The sequence below is a fragment of the Haloarcula japonica DSM 6131 genome, from assembly GCF_000336635.1.
In the GTDB taxonomy this organism is placed as follows: Archaea; Halobacteriota; Halobacteria; order Halobacteriales; family Haloarculaceae; genus Haloarcula; species Haloarcula japonica.
On sequence record NZ_AOLY01000021.1, the window covers coordinates 35258 to 53221 of the forward strand.

The 17964-nt window shown below is 51.3% G+C and carries 10 protein-coding genes and 5 pseudogenes; 10 read left to right on the forward strand and 5 right to left on the reverse strand.

The features are described 5' to 3' along the window. Nucleotides 1–264: 264 nt before the first annotated feature. The 6 genes and pseudogenes from C444_RS08145 to C444_RS08160 all read left to right on the forward strand — a co-directional run bounded on the left by C444_RS08145 (nt 265) and on the right by C444_RS08160 (nt 6052). Nucleotides 265–1494, forward strand: coding sequence for a Cdc6/Cdc18 family protein (locus C444_RS08145; protein ID WP_049909311.1), 1230 nt, complete (start codon nt 265–267; stop codon nt 1492–1494). 337 nt (nt 1495–1831) lie between these two features. Beyond that, nucleotides 1832–2374, forward strand: a pseudogene (locus tag C444_RS21170) (IS6 family transposase); the annotation flags it as partial. Between the two features lie 90 nt (nt 2375–2464). Then, nucleotides 2465–2668, forward strand: a complete 204-nt coding sequence (locus C444_RS21755; RefSeq protein ID WP_152420790.1) for a hypothetical protein — start codon at nt 2465–2467, stop codon at nt 2666–2668. A gap of 563 nt (nt 2669–3231) precedes the next feature. Then, nucleotides 3232–4143 carry a ParA family protein gene (locus C444_RS08150; protein WP_049909313.1) on the forward strand — a complete coding sequence of 304 codons (912 nt, stop codon included), beginning with the start codon at nt 3232–3234 and terminating at the stop codon, nt 4141–4143. 14 nt (nt 4144–4157) lie between these two features. Beyond that, entirely contained in the window at nt 4158–4598 is a 441-nt protein-coding gene (locus C444_RS08155) for a hypothetical protein (RefSeq protein WP_004592207.1), read from the forward strand. Nucleotides 4599–5359: 761 nt separating this feature from the next. After that, a pseudogene (locus C444_RS08160) lies at nt 5360–6052 on the forward strand (IS6 family transposase). A gap of 238 nt (nt 6053–6290) precedes the next feature. On the opposite strand, the pseudogene C444_RS23100 reads toward C444_RS08160, so the two are convergent. Then, nucleotides 6291–7628, reverse strand: a pseudogene (locus tag C444_RS23100) (hypothetical protein); the annotation flags it as partial. 14 nt (nt 7629–7642) lie between these two features. Further along, nucleotides 7643–8260 carry a TetR/AcrR family transcriptional regulator gene (locus C444_RS08175; protein ID WP_049909321.1) on the reverse strand — a complete coding sequence of 206 codons (618 nt, stop codon included), beginning with the start codon at nt 8258–8260 and terminating at the stop codon, nt 7643–7645. Nucleotides 8261–8821: 561 nt separating this feature from the next. Here C444_RS08175 and C444_RS22280 point away from each other — a divergent pair. Continuing rightward, a pseudogene (locus C444_RS22280) lies at nt 8822–9588 on the forward strand (hypothetical protein). A 734-nt stretch (nt 9589–10322) separates the two neighbouring features. On the opposite strand, the gene C444_RS08185 reads toward C444_RS22280, so the two are convergent. Beyond that, a complete protein-coding gene (locus tag C444_RS08185; RefSeq protein ID WP_049909323.1) occupies nt 10323–11891 on the reverse strand; it encodes a DUF7827 domain-containing protein in 1569 nt (522 codons plus the stop codon). Between the two features lie 340 nt (nt 11892–12231). Between C444_RS08185 and C444_RS08190 the strand changes: the two genes are divergently transcribed. Genes C444_RS08190 through C444_RS08200 form a run of 3 tightly spaced genes read left to right on the forward strand, consistent with a single transcriptional unit; the run spans nt 12232 to nt 16457 of the window. After that, a complete protein-coding gene (locus tag C444_RS08190; protein ID WP_239641273.1) occupies nt 12232–13758 on the forward strand; it encodes a COG1361 S-layer family protein in 1527 nt (508 codons plus the stop codon). A 13-nt stretch (nt 13759–13771) separates the two neighbouring features. Then, entirely contained in the window at nt 13772–16048 is a 2277-nt protein-coding gene (locus C444_RS08195) for an efflux RND transporter permease subunit (RefSeq protein WP_004592212.1), read from the forward strand. Next, nucleotides 16041–16457, forward strand: a complete 417-nt coding sequence (locus C444_RS08200) for a universal stress protein (protein ID WP_004592213.1) — start codon at nt 16041–16043, stop codon at nt 16455–16457. Before C444_RS08195 ends, C444_RS08200 begins: the two co-directional genes overlap by 8 nt. A 255-nt stretch (nt 16458–16712) precedes the next feature. Here C444_RS08200 and C444_RS08205 read toward each other — a convergent pair whose 3' ends face one another. Both C444_RS08205 and C444_RS08210 read right to left on the reverse strand, forming a co-directional pair. Next, nucleotides 16713–17645: a hypothetical protein gene (locus tag C444_RS08205; protein WP_004592214.1), complete on the reverse strand. Its 933-nt coding sequence runs from the start codon at nt 17643–17645 to the stop codon at nt 16713–16715. Further along, a pseudogene (locus C444_RS08210) lies at nt 17642–17964 on the reverse strand (hypothetical protein); the annotation flags it as partial. The pseudogene C444_RS08210 and the gene C444_RS08205, both read right to left, overlap by 4 nt.

The window sequence follows — 17964 nt, forward strand, 5'->3', positions numbered from 1 at the left end:
TCGGTGTATCGTCTGGTATCCCCCTTCTGAAGTTCATGACACCTTAACACCGCACAGACCATCTAGCAGATTATGCGGAAACACCCGGGGGCGGGGGTAGGTGGTTTTCACTTCTCGTATACAATTCTTGATTCGCACCCTTTAATTGAGGAACGCGGAAACACCCGGGGGGTTTGCAGAAATACCCGTAACGGGCGTAGTAAACGAACCATTCGATACAACCGAACACCTAGTCTTATGTGTTCGGGCTTAAAGAAACACCGTATGTCACGGACATTTGAACGCGGGTCTCCGATATTTGAGGATGAGCGTCCACTCACTGATGATTGGGACCCAGAGGAACTGCCTGAACGTGATGAAGAATTAGGCCAGATCCACAATGCGCTCGCACCTGCAATTCGCAACACGGGTGTCGGTCCACATAATATGTTTCTCTTCGGGAAAACCGGACAAGGGAAGACAGCTGGTGTCGAATTCAAACTTGACGATCTTGTCGCAGCTGCCAATGACGCGGGGCTAAATATTACCACGGTACAATACAATTGCGCTGGTGACTCGTCCTCTTATCATGTACTGATCAATCTCGTTGAACGACTCACTGGCGACAATCTAAACGGACACCCAATAAGTAAGATCACCGACGAGTTCTTTGATGCTGTTACCGAAATCGGTGGAACAGTTATCATTGTGCTGGATGAGATTGACAATATTGGGACATCGGACGAAATCTTGTACTCGATTCCTCGTGCCAAGTCAAACGGTAATATCCCCGACGATATGCATCTGAGCATCATCGGTATCTCAAATAATTTTAAATTCCGCGACAATCTGTCCCCAAAAGTCAAAGATACCCTGTTCGACGAGGAGATTCACTTCGCCCCCTATGACGCGAATCAATTGAGGTCTATCTTGGAGCGGCGTGCCGATCAGGCATTCAAAGAGAGCGTCTTAGAGGATGAGGTAATCCCACTCTGTGCCGCACACGCAGCCCAAGACAAGGGGTCAGCAAGACAGGCCCTCCGCTATCTGTATAAAGCCGGTGAACTGGCGGCAAACACTGGGAGTGATATGGTCACTGAGCACCATGTACGGACTGCTCAAGACCGCATCGATAGGAAGAACATTGAAAAGGGAATTCGTGAGATGACGGTACAGGACCAACTCACACTGACCGCTGTCGTCGCACTAGAAGTAGAGGGAAAGACGCCAGCGAAGACAACCGAATTGTACGCCCGATATAAGGATATCGCTACGGAAATAGATGCAAACATTCGGACCCAACGGAGCGTTCGCGACCACCTACTTGAGCTCGATCTGATGGGTGTCATCACCGCAACAAAAAAACAGACTGGTAATCGTGGTGGTCCTCACTATGTGTTTGAACTGGCCTCCGACCTCGGAATGACGCTGGATATCCTCTCCGAGGACTCTCGAATTGGTGACGCCATTGACGTTGTCACGGCGAATCGGTCGATTCAGGAGTATCTCGACTAACACTTTACGCGGAAACACCCGGGGGTTGACTGGGATGAAACAGTGGGAGGACTACTAGATCCAGATAGTCGACACTCTTCAAATATCAGTCGAATGGTTATAAACTGACGCTTGATCGGATTCTATTGCTCCCGTTGAAAATCTTGGACTTGATCTCCTCTCTAATCCTGAACGCTGTTATACCGGAAATACCCTCTTCCCCTCCACTCACAGTTACACTCTCATCCCCTCCGCTCCATAGATTGATTCGGGAGACGGCGGAAGCCTCTATCTTCAATCACAAGCCGGAATTTTATGCGCCGATACCGACTGAGTTTTGTCCCCGTATGCCGATAGCGTGGGTATTCAATTGCACGTTACGGAGCTCTTGTTGTCGAATACCGTCGAATTGCTTGAAGCGATGGGTGTCTAACGCAATCGCAAAGCCGTCCATGATTGGGTGCAGAAAACCAATCTACAGCCCGAATCCGGGAAATCGCCAAATCAGATTGCGTTCGACGAAACAGTGATTCGCATCAATGATCCGCAATTCTGGCTGTATGCCGCCGCCGGTCCGCAATCGAACGAACTGCTTCCCACCCGGTTGTTTGCGACGACTACGACCACCCTCACAGAAATTTTCTGCGCGAACTTCGGCATAAACCCAATATCGAACTTCTGCCTTTCTCGCCGATAGCGCTCAACCCCTCCAAACTGCACTGCAACGAACTGGACTCCGATTTCGGATGTGTCGTCACGGAAATTGGAACGCTATCGAACGGATTTTTCGAGAACTGAAGCGTCGAACCTCGTCGTTTTCACACTGCTTCAGTCACATCGACCCGGAAACCGCCGAAAATGGTTGCAGAGCTTCGCTCGCTGGCACAATCTCACTAAGTAAACACTTCCGACATTGTGTATTTCAAAAATAGCTTCAATATTATCGGTAAGGCTGGAAACTGTCCAGCAAAGAAACTCATATGGTGTAGATGTGGATAACGCGATTTTCTTGCTGTTACCGTACGGGTGGATGGAGTTCGAAACTGAGCGATCAAGACCAGTGATGGACATCGACGAAATTGAGGGGCAGATTTCGGCGGCGGCGGACGTGTTCCCGACGCGGTTCGATATCACTGTAGAGATTGTGGTCTTTCTCCGTCCCGATGAAGATCTTGCTGACTGTCTCTATCCCTAGTGATTTATCAGCGGCACTGGCAAGGAGGACGCTGGTGTCCAGAAAGTCGAACACGACCACTTCACCCCAAAGTCGCTCTCGACCTCAACTATGTTCGTTTCGCCAGGATCTACCGGCTCGATTTCGAGGTGGTATGGATCAGTGAGTCACAGAGTCTGCAACTCACAGAATTAGTGGATCAATAAACTTTAGAGTTATTGAGAAGTTGACTCCGGGATTCAGTGAATTATAGAGGCTGGTCGTGTTAACGAATATTTGAAGCACAGAATCACTGAATCAGTGAATCCAAGAAATAAAGAGTCAACGAATCACCTACCGTAAAAAGTACAGAGTCAGTGATTCAGTAACTACCAGTAGCAAGCCTCATTCCTTGAGGAACCAGCAAAGCGGGAATTCCAGAATGTATTGAGTCAATGAATCGCTGATTCTTTGATCTTTCATCAAATGCAACACCACAAGTGCCTGTTAGAAGCTTATGCTGCTGAATATGGAACTCTAGTATTTCCAGAACGGGATTAGATGTCTGACGTAGATTTATGAGTCATTGAATCAATGATCATACTATGACCGAGTCACCTCGTGGCTGGGGCGTCACACCATCAACCGGAATTCCCACGGTCGCCTTCGGCAATCAGAAAGGCGGGACTGGGAAGACAACGGCGACAATAAACAGTGCTGCGGCACTGGCCTCACGAGATCACAATGTCCTCGCGATCGATATGGATCCACAAGCTGATATGACGAAAGGCCTAGGACTGGGCCCGGGCGACGATAACGACCCCTCAAGCCCGAAGAACGACCTTCCAAATACGCTCGCGACTGATGATCCGAATCTTCTCGATGTCCTCGTCGATAATCCACGCACGCACGACACGATACTCTCAGAAATCGTAATCCATAGCGACGATTACGAACATCTGAACTTCGATCTCGTGCCGAGCCACAAAGACATGGGGCTCGCCCGGGATTGGATGGACGATGCAAGTGCTCGTCTCTCGCTGAAAACTGCCCTCGAGGGGCTGGTTGACGGCGGTCATGACTACGATTTTATCTTGATTGACTGCCCACCAGATCTCTCGGTTCTGACGGATACAGCGTTTATTGCGGCGCAGAACGTGTTCCTGGCCGCACAAACTCAGGCCACATCACGAGACGCCCTAGACGATCTCTGGGACCAACTGGAATCCATCGAGGATAATCAACAAATCGAGATTGCGATCGTGGGACTGCTGGCAAATATGTATAGAGACGATGGGCAGTCACAGAAATTCCTGGAAGCCTTTGACGAGTCATATGCGTCACTAGCGCCGATCTTCAAGCTTCCAATGCGGGTGGCAATACAGCGCGCATGGGACAACGGCTGCGATATCTTCGAATGGGAGGACGCGAACGATCAGCAAGTCGAGCTCAACCTGTTCATAGATGTTGCTGAGACAATTGAACAGGCGTTCGACAAAACGCAGGTGGAGGTATAAGTATGCCCCGAGGAATGGACGAAAGATTTGACGACCCGTCAGAAGAAGCAGAAAATCAAGAAGTCGCGGAAGACAACGAAACGACGGAAGCGACATCGGAAACAGAGAGGCAAGACCGCGAACCTGCAGCCGCCACAGAAGAGCAGTCAGGTCAGCAAAGGGGTGCTGGCTCGACGAATACTAAAACCACCACTGAGGAGGCAGGGGAAGCGAGTGAGGACCCTTTGAACATTCGGGAGGACTGGGACTCTGCCACGCTGTACGTTGAACCAGAACAGAGCGAGGATATCGAGATCACATTCACGCGGCTAAAAAAACAGTTGAAGCGGGAGGACATCACGCTCGAGAAGAACAAGCATTTTTACCGGGGGGTTTTCGAAGTAGCGTTCGGCGAGCATCGCGAAGAGACGAAAGAAAAGATTCGGGAATTAGCACAGAAGGATATCGATCAATGAATCACTGATTCTTGGATTCAACGATAGGGATTTAGAGCACACAGGCCTAGCGACTCTATAACGAATTCATAATCAGACTTAGCTATCAATTCGGAATGAGAAATCGAGTACTTGGTCGTTGACGGTAAGAGCTGACCCTGAGAAAGGGGTCTTGCTGGCCCACGAAGAGATGGGTCGTACTATCTGTCGTACTGCGAAATGGAGTTCATGAGAGTGGGACTCGCGATGGTCTACAGCTTCAATCCATTGGAGCGCTATCTTGGGACGGTCTGAATCGTAATAATGCCTTACCCGAATGCCGGCTTCAGATGGCGTTACGTCACCGACTGTGGCACATCCCTACCGAAATAAATCCTGTGGCGGGTTGCTAGGAAGCAGACCCCCCCCATTGAGCATCGTGACCGTTTCTGGACGATCTCTGACGGACTCGACTTCCGCCGCTGCAAAGACTGTACCGGACAGCAACGTCGAAATCGTCCGGTTTGGGCCAACCTCGGGTGTGATAAGAGACCCGCACGGGTGGCAGTCCACAGTGCTCTTAAGAAGCGCCCGTCTGTCGAACATGGTGGAAGGATGGGGCAGTCGGGCACTGAGTCGATTAGTACCGGGTACGGAGAGACATCTAAAAAAGACGGCAGCCCCCGGGTCAGGCTTCTTCAAACAACGAGCGTGCCCGTTGTACGTAGCTGTTCGTGTCTCAGCTATGGGGGTCGTGTTTAGTTAACCGTGAAAAGTGAGGCGGACAGATTTCTTGCTGGTCTATGGCAGAAATCAGCCGCCTCAGCGGACACAGAGTCTGGATTGATTTGGATTTTGTGGAGCGTGAGCGGACACCCGAGGTGGCGATGGCGTGGGGTATTCAATCGCATGTTGTGGGACTATCGTTGTCGAATACCGTCGAATTACTCGATTCGCTGGGTGTCCAGCGTAGTCGCAAAGCCGTCCATGATTGGGTACAGAAAGCCGATCTACAGCCCGACTCAGGGAAATCTCCGAATCAGATTGCGCTCGACGAAACAGTGATTCGCATCAACGATCAGCAATTCTGGCTGTACGCCGTCCTCAGAATGGCAGAGCCATTCTGATGGGCTGTACAATAGCTGTGCTCTTGTGAATGCCGCCGATCCGCAATAGAACAAACTGCTTCACGGCCGGCTGTTTGCGACGACTACGACCACCCTCACAGAAATTTTCCTGCGCGAACTTCGGCAAAAACACAATATTGAAACTGCCGTTTTTCTCGTTGCTGGTGCTCAACATCTCCAAACTGTACTCCAACGAGCTGTACTCCGATTTCAGATGTGTCGCCACGGAAATCGGAACGCTGTCGAACGGATTTTTCGAGAATCGAAGCGTCGAACCTCGTCGTTTTCGAACTGCTTCAGTCACGTCGAATCCAAGACAGCTGAAATTGGTTGCAGAGGTTCGCTCGCTGGCACAATGCCACTAACTAAACACTATCCCTAGTTGCATGCTGGAAAATCAGGCATACTGTCTCTTTATCGATATCTCCGTTCCAATCGGTTGTTTCTGTAGTCTTCTTGCTGTTCACACTTCCCCCAACGCCACGAGTTTACAACTCGAAAAAGGGGGAAGGGGGTTCGTTAGGTCCAGTCTATGAGACCGACTACACGTGTTCCGTTGAGCTCTCGTCGGATATCGTCCCGGTCTCAACCAAGAGTGACAGATGCTCTCGACAGCTCGGACCAACTGTGTCTTGTAGTACGACGCACCGTACGACTCGATCTTTTCCTGACCCAACGCGACCTGCTCTCGCGAACTCTTCTCGTCGCCGACGCCCACGTACTCGATGTCTTGTTCCGGGTGGACGGCGAGGTCCTGCTCGCGAGCCCGTTTTAGTGCCGCCACGTTCTAGCTGCTCTGTGTATGTCCTTCGAGTGGCTGGAGACACGAACCCATGATCACCGGCACCGTTCCAGTGTAGAGGCGCTTGATGGCGTCTTAGTGACTGCTGAGTACTACGTCTGGCGACCCGCACCGAAGCGTTCGAGACAGTCCCGGTGAACAGCGGGGTCGAGCGCTGCCGCGCTTCGATGCCTCTAATCTTGAAGTCGTCTTCGCCGGCGCCGCCTTCGCGTTGCGGCACCAACACCACCCAGTCGTAATGGGCCTCGTATTCGAGTTGAATCTCGGTGCGCCCCGTAATCTCGCCGTGAGCGTCGATGATCTGCTGGAGGACGTCGACGAGGTAGCTCCAGTCGTCACAGATCGGGTATCCGAGACCGGTGATGTCGTCGCGGTCGCTGTGGCAGTCTAAGATAACGTCTGGCGAGATGCTCCGCGTATAAATAATGTCGGGTACAACGAGGTGAGATCAAGTTCGTGGACGTTCTCGTGGAGGCCGACCTCGGGTGCGAAGATGAAGCCGCCGTGGTTGGCGTTGTGGTGCGTCCACATCCGTTCGAAAAAACTCGTGACGCCAGGGGTTCCATGCGACGAGGACGCTGCGGTCGTGGGCATCGCCAATCTGGATCCACTATAAGAACGTTCCCGGTCGACGCCCATGCAATCTCCTAGCAGGCTTTTCGAGCACGACACGAGGTTGAGGACGCCGTCGAGGTTCTTCTCCCCGTAGAAGAGCGTGTTTGACTCGTCGACGATTGCCCGACTAGGCCCGTTGTACCGTACAGGCGAGTGGCCGACGCGGCCGTAGCTCGAGTATGTCGACCGGATCGCGGGCTGCTGATGGTCCCTGTCCGGCCACCGACTCAGCGAGAAGTCATCGACACTGGCGTCCGTCCCATTTCGTGGAGAGCCAGGATATCTCGCTCGTTGAGCAGATCAGCCGTCCGGTCGTGTGCTTTGACTGCGACCTGTGTAGCACTCAAGAGTTCTGAAGGAGACACTGTGATGTTGTCGCTGGCGGTCGGACTGACACTGATCTTTAGATCATCGTTGAATGCCTCGAAAAGTCCATATGTTGAAATGGGTGTCATCTTCAACCATATCGGCCAATAGCCACTCTACCTGCTGGGCAAGAGGGATAGTGTGGTCGCTGTGGGCGACATCATGACGGGAGTGTGTCATTCGACGAAGAGTTCTGCTTGAAGATACTCTGTAAGATTCTGATGTAACTGTTGGTATGGTACACTCTCTCGGGTTGTGCCCTGGATAAGTATTCCGTGCAATACCGCCAACAGGAACTCAGCTGTTTCCTCTGGTTCAACTGCCTGAAATACCCCTTGGTCAATTCCCGTATTGATAATCGTGGCTACCTGTCCGATAAAGCGTTGATCCGCCTTTGCGATTCGTTCTCTGTATTTTGCGTCACGAATCGCTTGGGACCTCAACTCAACGTACATTGCCAGCACTTCTCCCTCCGCTGATCTCTTCTTCGGTGTTATATTCTCGTTGAGTAGAGCATCAATAATGTCCGAAATCGCTTTTTGCGGTTCATTGATTGAACCAGATTCATAGAACTGTTCTAAGTGATCTAATAAGAAGTCGAAAAACGAGAGAAGGAGGTCCTCTTTACCACTGAAGTGGTGATATAATGTCGACTTGCTCAAGTTAAGCTCATTGCTAATCCGTTGAATAGACAGCTCTGCATACCCGTATTCTTTAAGCGCAAAAAAAGTACCGTGCATAATAGCTTCGTGGGTGTCTGCCGGGTCACCGGTGAATGGAACTGAATCACTCACGTGATGCGAGTACTCTAGCCACCAATAAAGGCACTTCGCTCATCACTATCTGCACAGTAAATGGTAGGCTTGTCGGGGAACTTTCACTCTGATCATTAGAGAGCAGGAGTATAAAATGGCTCCCAGGCGATGTTCTTTGTGGCGTGGTATTTACGGTCGCATCTGAAACAACGGAACCTGTCACCATCATGGGTTGCTTCACTAGTAAAGCTGTAGTAGTGGTTGCACCGTTGATTGATATATTATTGCACGACTTTCTTGACTGTGAAGCCATAGTTAGTGGTTTTGTATTCGGCGCACTCTTCTCTCTGTCTGCACCTTGGATGGCATCCGGCCATCTGGGCTCTTTTGACGCCCACTCTGATACTCTGCCGCGAATCTGTAGAAAAATCGGATGTGCCTTCTGTCGTCGCTAGTGACAACGGATACAGCAAGTTAACGAAAATTGCATTTTTAGCCAAAGAGAAAACATTCTTGATCAGGCTAACGAAAAGAGTCTGTAGTACGAAACCATCTCGCCTCTTGCTACGATTGTGATCAAAAAAATCTGCTTTCGGCGGGATGCTTCAGAATCTTGCATCACTTGGGGTTTTGGAATTTCGGATTAAGCTGCTCGACGCTATAATCGAGTGGCGTCTCAAGACAATTTGAGAACAGCTATCTTGTCCTGACTGTGGAGCAACAACCATCCGAACCCAGGACGACCTCAACCACATCTGGTGCCGAGGTTGCGGCTTCCCCATCGTCTGGAACCGCATGGATCAGACTCTCGACGGGCCGACGTAGGTCAATGAAACTCAGTAGATGTGTTCGGGTTACAAGGAACGCGAGCCGTCGCGGGACGGACTGTCCCGTGGCGGGTCGCCCGATGGTGAGCGAACGCTGGTGTGATGAACAGGGCAATGAGATGGCGCTTGTCACAGCGTACCGCGATGTGCTTCGCGTGGTTTCTGCTGAGGAAGGAACGAAATTTGAGGAGGGAACTCCACCCTGAGATTGAGGGGGACTGAAGACCTCTCCCAGTGGCTATGAGAAGTCTGGGCTGATGAGCATCCGCCGTATCAGCAACTGAGTGTGACCACCGGATGATCGTGCACAATAAAAATACGTGTCAGGAGAAGGCCTTCATACCACCCGGGCGGAGTGTCTTTCTGGTTTCTGTTGGAACCGTGGATCAAGAAGTTTCACGGCCGTCCAAGCAGGGCCCGAAATAGGCCGCTCACACATATGGTTTCCTGCGATCGCTGCATCTTGCTGGGGAACCAATTCTTGGACTCATTAACTGCGTTGCCGCCGCTGTTTTTGCCAGTCAGGGTCGGGGAAAATAAAAAATCTTTCCGAAATCAGATGATAATTTGAACGAGATACTGGGAATCCTCGACGTATTCGATTTCGAGGAACTACTTGATTCCTCTTCGATCAGTTTGTGGGACAGCAAATCTCCGACGTAAGAATTGCTCCTGCTCCGTCTTAGAGGATGATCTCACTTCAGCCACGTTGTGCAAACCGTTCGAAGCAAAGTGGGTGTGGGAGAATATCTCACGACGATGACCACTTCTTGTACGCTCTGTCGAAAGACATTGTTGAACGGTGTGTTGCCCGCAACGTGTGAACGCTAACCGTGGGCGATTCAAGCGGTGTCGATGAGAGTGATTGGAGCAGACACGGCAACAAACGCTTAGATAGTTGGCGTCCAAGTGGGTGATGAATCTCATAGATTCCAAATCTTGCTGCGTGGAATTAAGGGGAGACGCCCGATGAACGCGGCACGTCAGTTGTGTAGCGTGTGTGGGCACGAGGATGGTGATATTCGTGTTGAACGTGGCCTGTGGAAATGCGACATTATGGCGCCGTTACACACGGAGAAATAAACAGAGTCGATGATATCAGACAAAAGCACTACCCATGACTCCCCCCATTGGGATAGCGGTACCAGTTGCTTGGCCCAACCTTGCGTTATTCATTCAACCGGACTCGGAGATCCCACGAGACTTCGTTGAATGACGCGTAAACGCTAAATCCCAACGCTTAGGATTCCATACCATTCATGAGGGGGAGGTGATCAATCAGTTGCATTTATTACTCTGACCGGTTCCTCGGAACCGATTGGACCACTTCTTGTCACGGGTCTAACGTAGACGGTTTCATTGGTCCCAATCCTATTTTCTGTAATATCTATCTCAAAAGTTCTGTTTGGCCGAACAGACGTGGTGTAATGATAAATCCAAGGCGACGGAACATCACCGGCTGAGCGAACGCGAATCCAAATATTGCTATTAGGCGCCAAAGTTGTAGTACCCGTAATTTGCAGTGGCTCTGAATCCGCTTGCCACCGATCATTTGCTATCATTACATTGGCAGTCGGTTCGACGAGACTGGCATTTGTTACTGATCTTTTCGTCGAGATACTCTCTCCGCTCTCAAATTGAGAAAGTGTCAGAGAGATCGACTCACCAGTCATATTGTCTAGGCCGCCAGTATCCATTGCGACATATAATCGGTCGTTAGCTGGTGAAGTGAAGTACTTGAATGGTAGCGGCGCGACGAATCCATCTAAACTGGTGGTGTTAGCATTAACATTCAACCCGTTTCCAAGATTACCAGTGGCGGCCGGTCCATATTCTACTGTTGTGTCGATTTTATCTGACCCAAGCATAACAGTTGCAGGGTAGGTGCCAGGTCTGGATGGATTTGTAACGTCCTCATATTGGAGGATTATTGTTTCTGACTTTGAGACCGTTTGTTGCCCACTGCTTGTAATTTCTATTATCCCCTCTGAGTTTGTCTTTACGTTTATAATCGATGGTTTGAATGACCGATCTATCTGCCCATCTTGATCTGAATCTATACCGGCATGGGTTATATTTAGCTTGACAAGACCTGCTGGTGTCTCTCCTGCTGCATTATCATAATTAATGCGCACCTTCCGAAACGATGTATTGGCATCCGTTCCTTGTACCTGAACCGTATGTGTCGTCTGCGCTCCCACGGCACTATCTGCTGCAACGATCCCGTTGTTTCCTGGTGGATTATCAAACCGGCCAACACCCATGATTCCCTCTGCTTCAAACTCTGCAATCAATATGTCATCATGAGCAATCTGGCTTGGAACAGGTGATCGGTCGTTCATAATATTAGATTTATTTATCTTCCTATCATTCGGTAATGTATGTAACTGGCCTGGCTGGAACGTGCCTTGCTTAAGTAATAAAGTCGACTTGGATGTATTTCCATCAACGGATATGGCATATTCTCCCTTGGTAAGCCCATTATGACCCCGCTGAGAAACTTCGCGTAAGTGATCTGGTGATGCAACACTATACCCAGACGGATTGCCTGAAGTCTGCGTTTCGAACGTGTTGACTCGAAGTTGGATCTGTCCGTCACCATCTTGATCAGTTGCGGTAACCTCTGCTGAGTACTGCTCACCAGAAATGTTGAGTGTTGTTGTGTTGTACGGCGGGACACGAATTGGAATCTTTACGATGTCGCCTACCTCTTCATGTATCTCAGCTTCGGCCACCGTTCCCTGACTCCTCGACTGGATTTGTCCAGTAGTAGCGCTACTTGCTACCGAAGTAACAATCAGGAAAATGAACAACAGCGCTGATGTCCGGGCTATCCAGCTCATACGTTCATTCTGCTTGAGATGGGTATATGTTTTGTGGGCTGAGATTTTTGATGTGGGCGTGAATTCCCTGCCGGTTGTTTGCAAAGATGCTTGAGCGACGTATTGCGTAAGCTGTCTGAATTGCGTCTATGAGCTTCGTTTGAACCAGTAATAAACTTTTATAACGTGTAAAGTAATTCCCGAAGGTCTAAACCATGGAAGGCGCAGATGGTAAATCGTGAGAATGTCGCACCTTCTGTCATCACGAGGGGTTAGTGTCCTAGTTTGCGCTTGCCTACTACTTGGTGCTGCAACACCAGTTGCTGCCGATTCGACTGTGATCGGAGAGCCAAATATCAGTGTGTCGACACCAGAGCCGGTAGTTGGAGCTACCTCGACCCAATCCGTCCAAATCGTTCTGGTTAATGATGGTCATCTCAGAAAAGGAAAACAGGCAACGTTCGAGGAAGAAGTACAGCGTGCAAAGAATGTTAGGGTCGAGTTACAGGATGATGATCTCGATGCGCCGATTGAAGTAAAGTCAGGCACACAGTCCATTGGATCTATTGCCGACGGCCAGCAGGTGCCACTTGATTTCCGAGTTGAAGTTGGGGATGTTGATCCGGGGACATATGAAATTCCAGCCGTAGTCGAGTACACGCACACCGGATCAGTTTCGTTCGGTCCACTTGATGATACCGAACGGACAACGCGGTCGCAAGAAGTTGTCCGGGATGTTACCATTGTGGTTGAAGACGAACCTCAGTTTACTGTCACAAGAATCCGAGGAGACAGCATTGTTGCCGGTGATAACGGCGAAGTACAATATGCAATTCAGAATACTGGAACCAGTACAGCAACGGATACTGAAGCAACATTTAAGACGAATACTGAAGGGACATTTTTCGGACAGGCAACAGGCCCGTCACAGAGCACAGCCCGTTCAATTGGTTCACTCGAACCCAGAGAAGAAGAGGTTGTGAGTGTACAGATGGGCGCAGAAGAGAATACTGATCCAGGAACATACCCGATACCAGTAACAGTTGAGTTCGAGAATCGCAATGGGATCACCGAAACGGCTGACACTGCACGGACTAACTTTACCGTGCAACGAGACCGCTCGTTCGAAGTCAATAATGTTCGACTGACCGATTTCAGAGTAGATGAGCCAGAAGCGAAACTCAGAGCTACACTCACCAATGAAGGACCTGCACCTGTACAGGATATGGTTGTCCGAATCGGTGCACAAGACCGGCTGCCCCTTAGCGTGACTAGCGGTGAAGCGGCAGTTGGTGATCTTGATGTCGGTGACTCTACGGAGGTATCATTTACAGTTAATATCCCGGAAGAGGCTGAGCCAGGTTCAATCTCAGTGCCATTGATGCTTGAATATGAAAACGATGCTGGTGATGTGCTCCAGCCGACGACGCCACTCCGTCAACGTGTTGTTATCGGAGAGGAGCGCGACCGGTTCCGTGTTCTCAGGACAAATGCTACAGTCTCACCGGGTGGCGATGGAGAACTGACAACAACAATCGAATATACCGGTAACGAAACAGTAACCAACGCAAATATCAAGTTGTTCACTAACGATCCATTGTCATCCTCTGATGATGGCGCATATCTTGGCACTGTGGAACCCGGAGAGACTGTAACCGCGACGTTCCGGGTCAGTGCTTCAGATACTGCTCTTACGAAAGAGTACACCTCTGCAGTTGAGCTTCGATATGATGAACCCGACGGGGATACCCGATTTACTGGGTCACTTACGATCGGTGTTCCAGTTAGTACGGAAGAGTCTAGTGGCCTGCCACTGATTCCCGGACTTGCAATTGGGGCGTTAGCGCTCATCGGCGGTGCCATCATCGTGTATCGGCGGCAGAATTAAAATAGTTAATAAGATGATGGGTATACGGACAGTATTCGCTCGTATTGGTCAACACATTCAGAAGCGGCCGTTAGTTGCGCTTATCACTGCAATAGTACTTATTGGAATTGCTATTTCAGGCGCTGCACAGATCCAGAGCGTAACTGGTGATCGTGCGTTTGTCGGCCAAAATCCCACGCTGAACACATATGACGACAATTTTGACCGTGGGACAATTGCCATGCTAGTACGTGGTGAAGTCACGGAACCCGCAACAATGCGAGCGATCGATCGCTATGACCGGAGGATGTCTGAAGTTGATGATGTTGAACAGGTAGTCAGTCCTGCTGATCAAGTTCGGGCGGAATATGGACAGATTCCCGGATCAGAAAAGAAAATTGAACGAGTGATTGGAAACTCCCACTCAGAAGTAGTCACTGTCGTACTTGAACCTGGGCTGACCCAACAGCAGTCCCGCCCAGTGTACACAGACGCGGTTGACGCCAAGGAATGGGTAGCTTTCCCTAGCGGTATCGCCGTCACGGTTACCGGTTCAGCAGCGTTCTCCTCACAACTCTCCGCTCTCATCCAACAGAGTACACAGCAGTTACTCGGTTTGGCTGTCGGTCTGATGATCGTTGCGCTTTTCTTCCTATTTCGGGGCGTTAGGCTTCGCCTATTACCAATCGTTGCCGTGTTTGTTGGCGTTATTTGGACATTTGGAGCTATTGGCTATGCAGGCATACCAAATTCTACGCTTACAAGTTCTGTCTTTCCGATCCTGATCGGACTGGGGATTGATTATTCAATCCAGTTTCACGAACGGTATGAAGAAGAACTCGAAGATCACCGTCCACGTGAGGCGCTTCCATTAGCGTTGGGAGGCGTGGGACCACCTGTATTGATTGCTATGTTGTCAGCAGCACTCGGATTTGGTGCGACATGGGTCTCGACAGTGGGATCGCCAGCGTTCGTCTGGTTTGCACAAACGTCCATCTTTGGTGTCATATTAACATTCATCGCATCACTACTTGTTCTCCTACCGGGACTCACGCTTTGGGCACGGTTTCGGGACTCGTCCCCGGACGAGACACCGACTGCTGGTGGACCAAACTCAACTCCACAGCAGGAAGAAAGTGAGATCGGCCGCCTCGGAAAGTTGCTTGGTCGGACCACACGGCTGCTCGCAGCAAACCCACTGATTGTACTTTCTATCGCCACAGTCGTGATGGCTGGTGGATTCGCTGTCAGTTCTGATCTTGGGACCCTCGCTGACAGTGAAGAGTTTATTCCACAGGACCTACCAGCCTACCTTGATCTCCAAGAATTCCGGTCTGTTGCTGGTGGTGGTGATAACGTGCAATACAGCATTCTCGTCAGCGGTGAACAACTGCGTAACCCAGAAGTGTTACGCTGGATGGAACGGTACCGTACTATCGCCAGCGATAAACCACAAATAACCGGTGTTTCGACGCCAGCAACACTCATTAAACAGTATAACGGTGGCACGCTGCCACAGACAGAACGTGGAGTCGAGCAAACGTTAACAGAGATTCCAGAAGATCAGAAAGCGCAGTATTACAGTGATGGCTATGCACAGATTCAGGTAACTGCCGAACAAGGAATGAACACAGATGAAGAGTTGGGTCTGTTCGATACCGTGGAGACAGCGATTACACTAAGCCAGCCGCCATCTGGAGTTGATGTGCACCTCACTGGGCAGTCTCCGGAATCGACACCGTCAATCGTTGATCAGATCGAAAACCGGAACTCTACAACCGGACTGGGGTTCTTATTCGTCTTCGGAGCTTTGCTACTCTACTACCGGAACTTACTCCGTGCCGTTGCCCCTCTCGTTCCGATGGCGTTTGTCATCGGCTGGCAAAACATCTATATGCTGGCATTAGCGATTCCGGTGTCACCACTGGGTGCATCTCTCGGTGCGCTGAGCGTTGGAATCGGTGCAGAATATACAATCATTGTAATGGAACGCTACTTCGAGGAGGTTGAACAGGATGGAGTATCCAGGCTTGATGCGGTTGAAACTGCTGGGTCACGTGTTGGGAAGGCGATTACTGTCTCTGGACTCACAACCGTGTTCGGGTTCTCCGCACTTACCCTGTCGCCGTTTCCGATCTTGGCTGACTTCGGATCACTGACTGTCGGCGTTATTTTTCTTACTCTTGTTGCTGCTCTTGCGACTCTTCCACCGACACTTATTATCCTTGGTCGCTTGTCAGACGCAATTGAGACTGCCCGTGAAAATAAACTTCTTTCAACAAGAATGGGAATAACGGAAGCCGATGATTGAAACAATCCTTGTTCCAGTTGACGGATCAGCACCAGCACAGGAAGCCATCAAATACACGCAGGCTGTGTTCCCTGATGCAACTGTTACACTTTTAACTGTTATTGATCCCGCTGATGGGTTCGTCGGTTATAGCGGCGGGGACAGTGGAAATTGGGAAAAACAAGCCAAAGCAGAGGCTGAATCACTCTTAGCGGACGCTCAGGCCGAATTCGTGAGCCCTGAGAGAGTTCGAACTAGCGCTGTGGTTGGTGATCCGGTCGAAACAATCATTGCAACAGTCAAGGACGAAAATGTCGACCAAGTGGTAATGGGAAGCCACGGCCGAGACGGTATCCAGCGGCTGCTTGTTGGTAGCGTTGCAGAGCAGGTTATGCGGAAAGCACCAGCCCCGGTGACAATCACTCGTTGAGGTACCCACCGCTAAAGCGGTGGATTCGGCGTAGAATCCTGTTTTGGCCGAGATCTTGGTAGGTAATCCACTCACTATCCAGCATCTTGCTGTTCAAGCGCACACCTAAGGCGCCTTCGCCCCCAGTTTGGTTACGACGCAGATAGCGCAGGCTGATGTTCTTTGCGACGTTATCAGTTGTTGTGAATACGATTTCTTTATTCACGAAACCACGTGATGTTTAGTCGCCGATTCGCCCGTCATCGTTCGGATTTCTCACTCCGCCGTTTCGCCGTTCTTCTCTGAGTTCTTACACTGATCTGATCGAGGCTCGACCGGCTTCACCCGAAGCTCTCCGAAGCCGTACTTCGAGTGACTGCTGACCCGAAGGACACCGCTCTTCGCGGTCTCGATGGGATGGTCACCCTCGTACTTCACGACCTGCCCGTGGTCGACGGTCTGGAGCTTGTAGACCTCCCGTTGCTCGAGGATCTTCTCCTCTCGCTCACGGAGATCCCGACGGCTCTCCTTCCACCACCACGGGACGTCCTGGTCGGCGGCCTTGGGGTACTCCGACTTCAGCACGAACGGCGTCGTCACCTCCACGAGGAAGGCCTCGCCGTTCTCGAGACGTGAGTAGTCCAGGTCATCGAGGTCGACAACCTGCGTGTCCTTCAGCCGCGTGACGCCGTAGCCGTAGTTCCGTTTGCCCCCGAACTGGAGGCCCTCCAGTACGTCCTCGCCCAGCGGGAGCGCATCGGGGTCATCGGCGTGTAGGTAGGCGTGAACGTACCACTTCGTCGTCTGCTGCTGCTTGCGAGCGTCTTCCGGCTTGCCCATGATCGTCTCGTGGGATAGCGCCGAATGCCCGCTCTGCGGGCGGATGTCGTGCGTGTTCAGCGCGTCTCGCGGACGGCTGTCGAGAAGCCAGCGATGAGCCGGGTTCCGCATCAGGAACAGGTCATCGTAGCTCTCGACGTCCGGGAGCCCGCTTCCGAGGTATGGCCGGATACCGCTCTGGGAGTGCTCTTCGGGGAATGTCCCGAACTGCCCCGGCGTGAACATCCCGTGGCTGGCGTGGAGGTGTTGGTGGACGTCGTACGGGACGTGCTGGCCGAGTGCGTGGAGGATGGCGTTCCCCGAGACGTAGTACGGATGGCCGATGTAGTCCATCTCCAGCTCCCAGTGAACCTGCTGAATGCGCGTCACTCGTCGAACACCTCCCGGAAGTCCTCGATGTACTGGAGCGCGGCCGACCACGAACCGATCCGCCGGAGATTCCCATCGAGCACCATGTCGTACTTGTCGTGTGCCGTCTCCAGTGGGTGTGCCTCCAGGCGGTTCCACGCTGATGCCCACGACCGCCACGGGCGACTCCCGAGTCGGGCCGATGGCTGCCCTCGAGCGTCGATGTCGATCCGCAGGGCGAACTCCTCGCCCGCGTAGACCGTCCGGTGGGGCACAATCTCGTCGGGGTCGTCGACGACCAGCCGGAGGTCGGCGAACTCGTGGCCGTCGCGATAGTTGT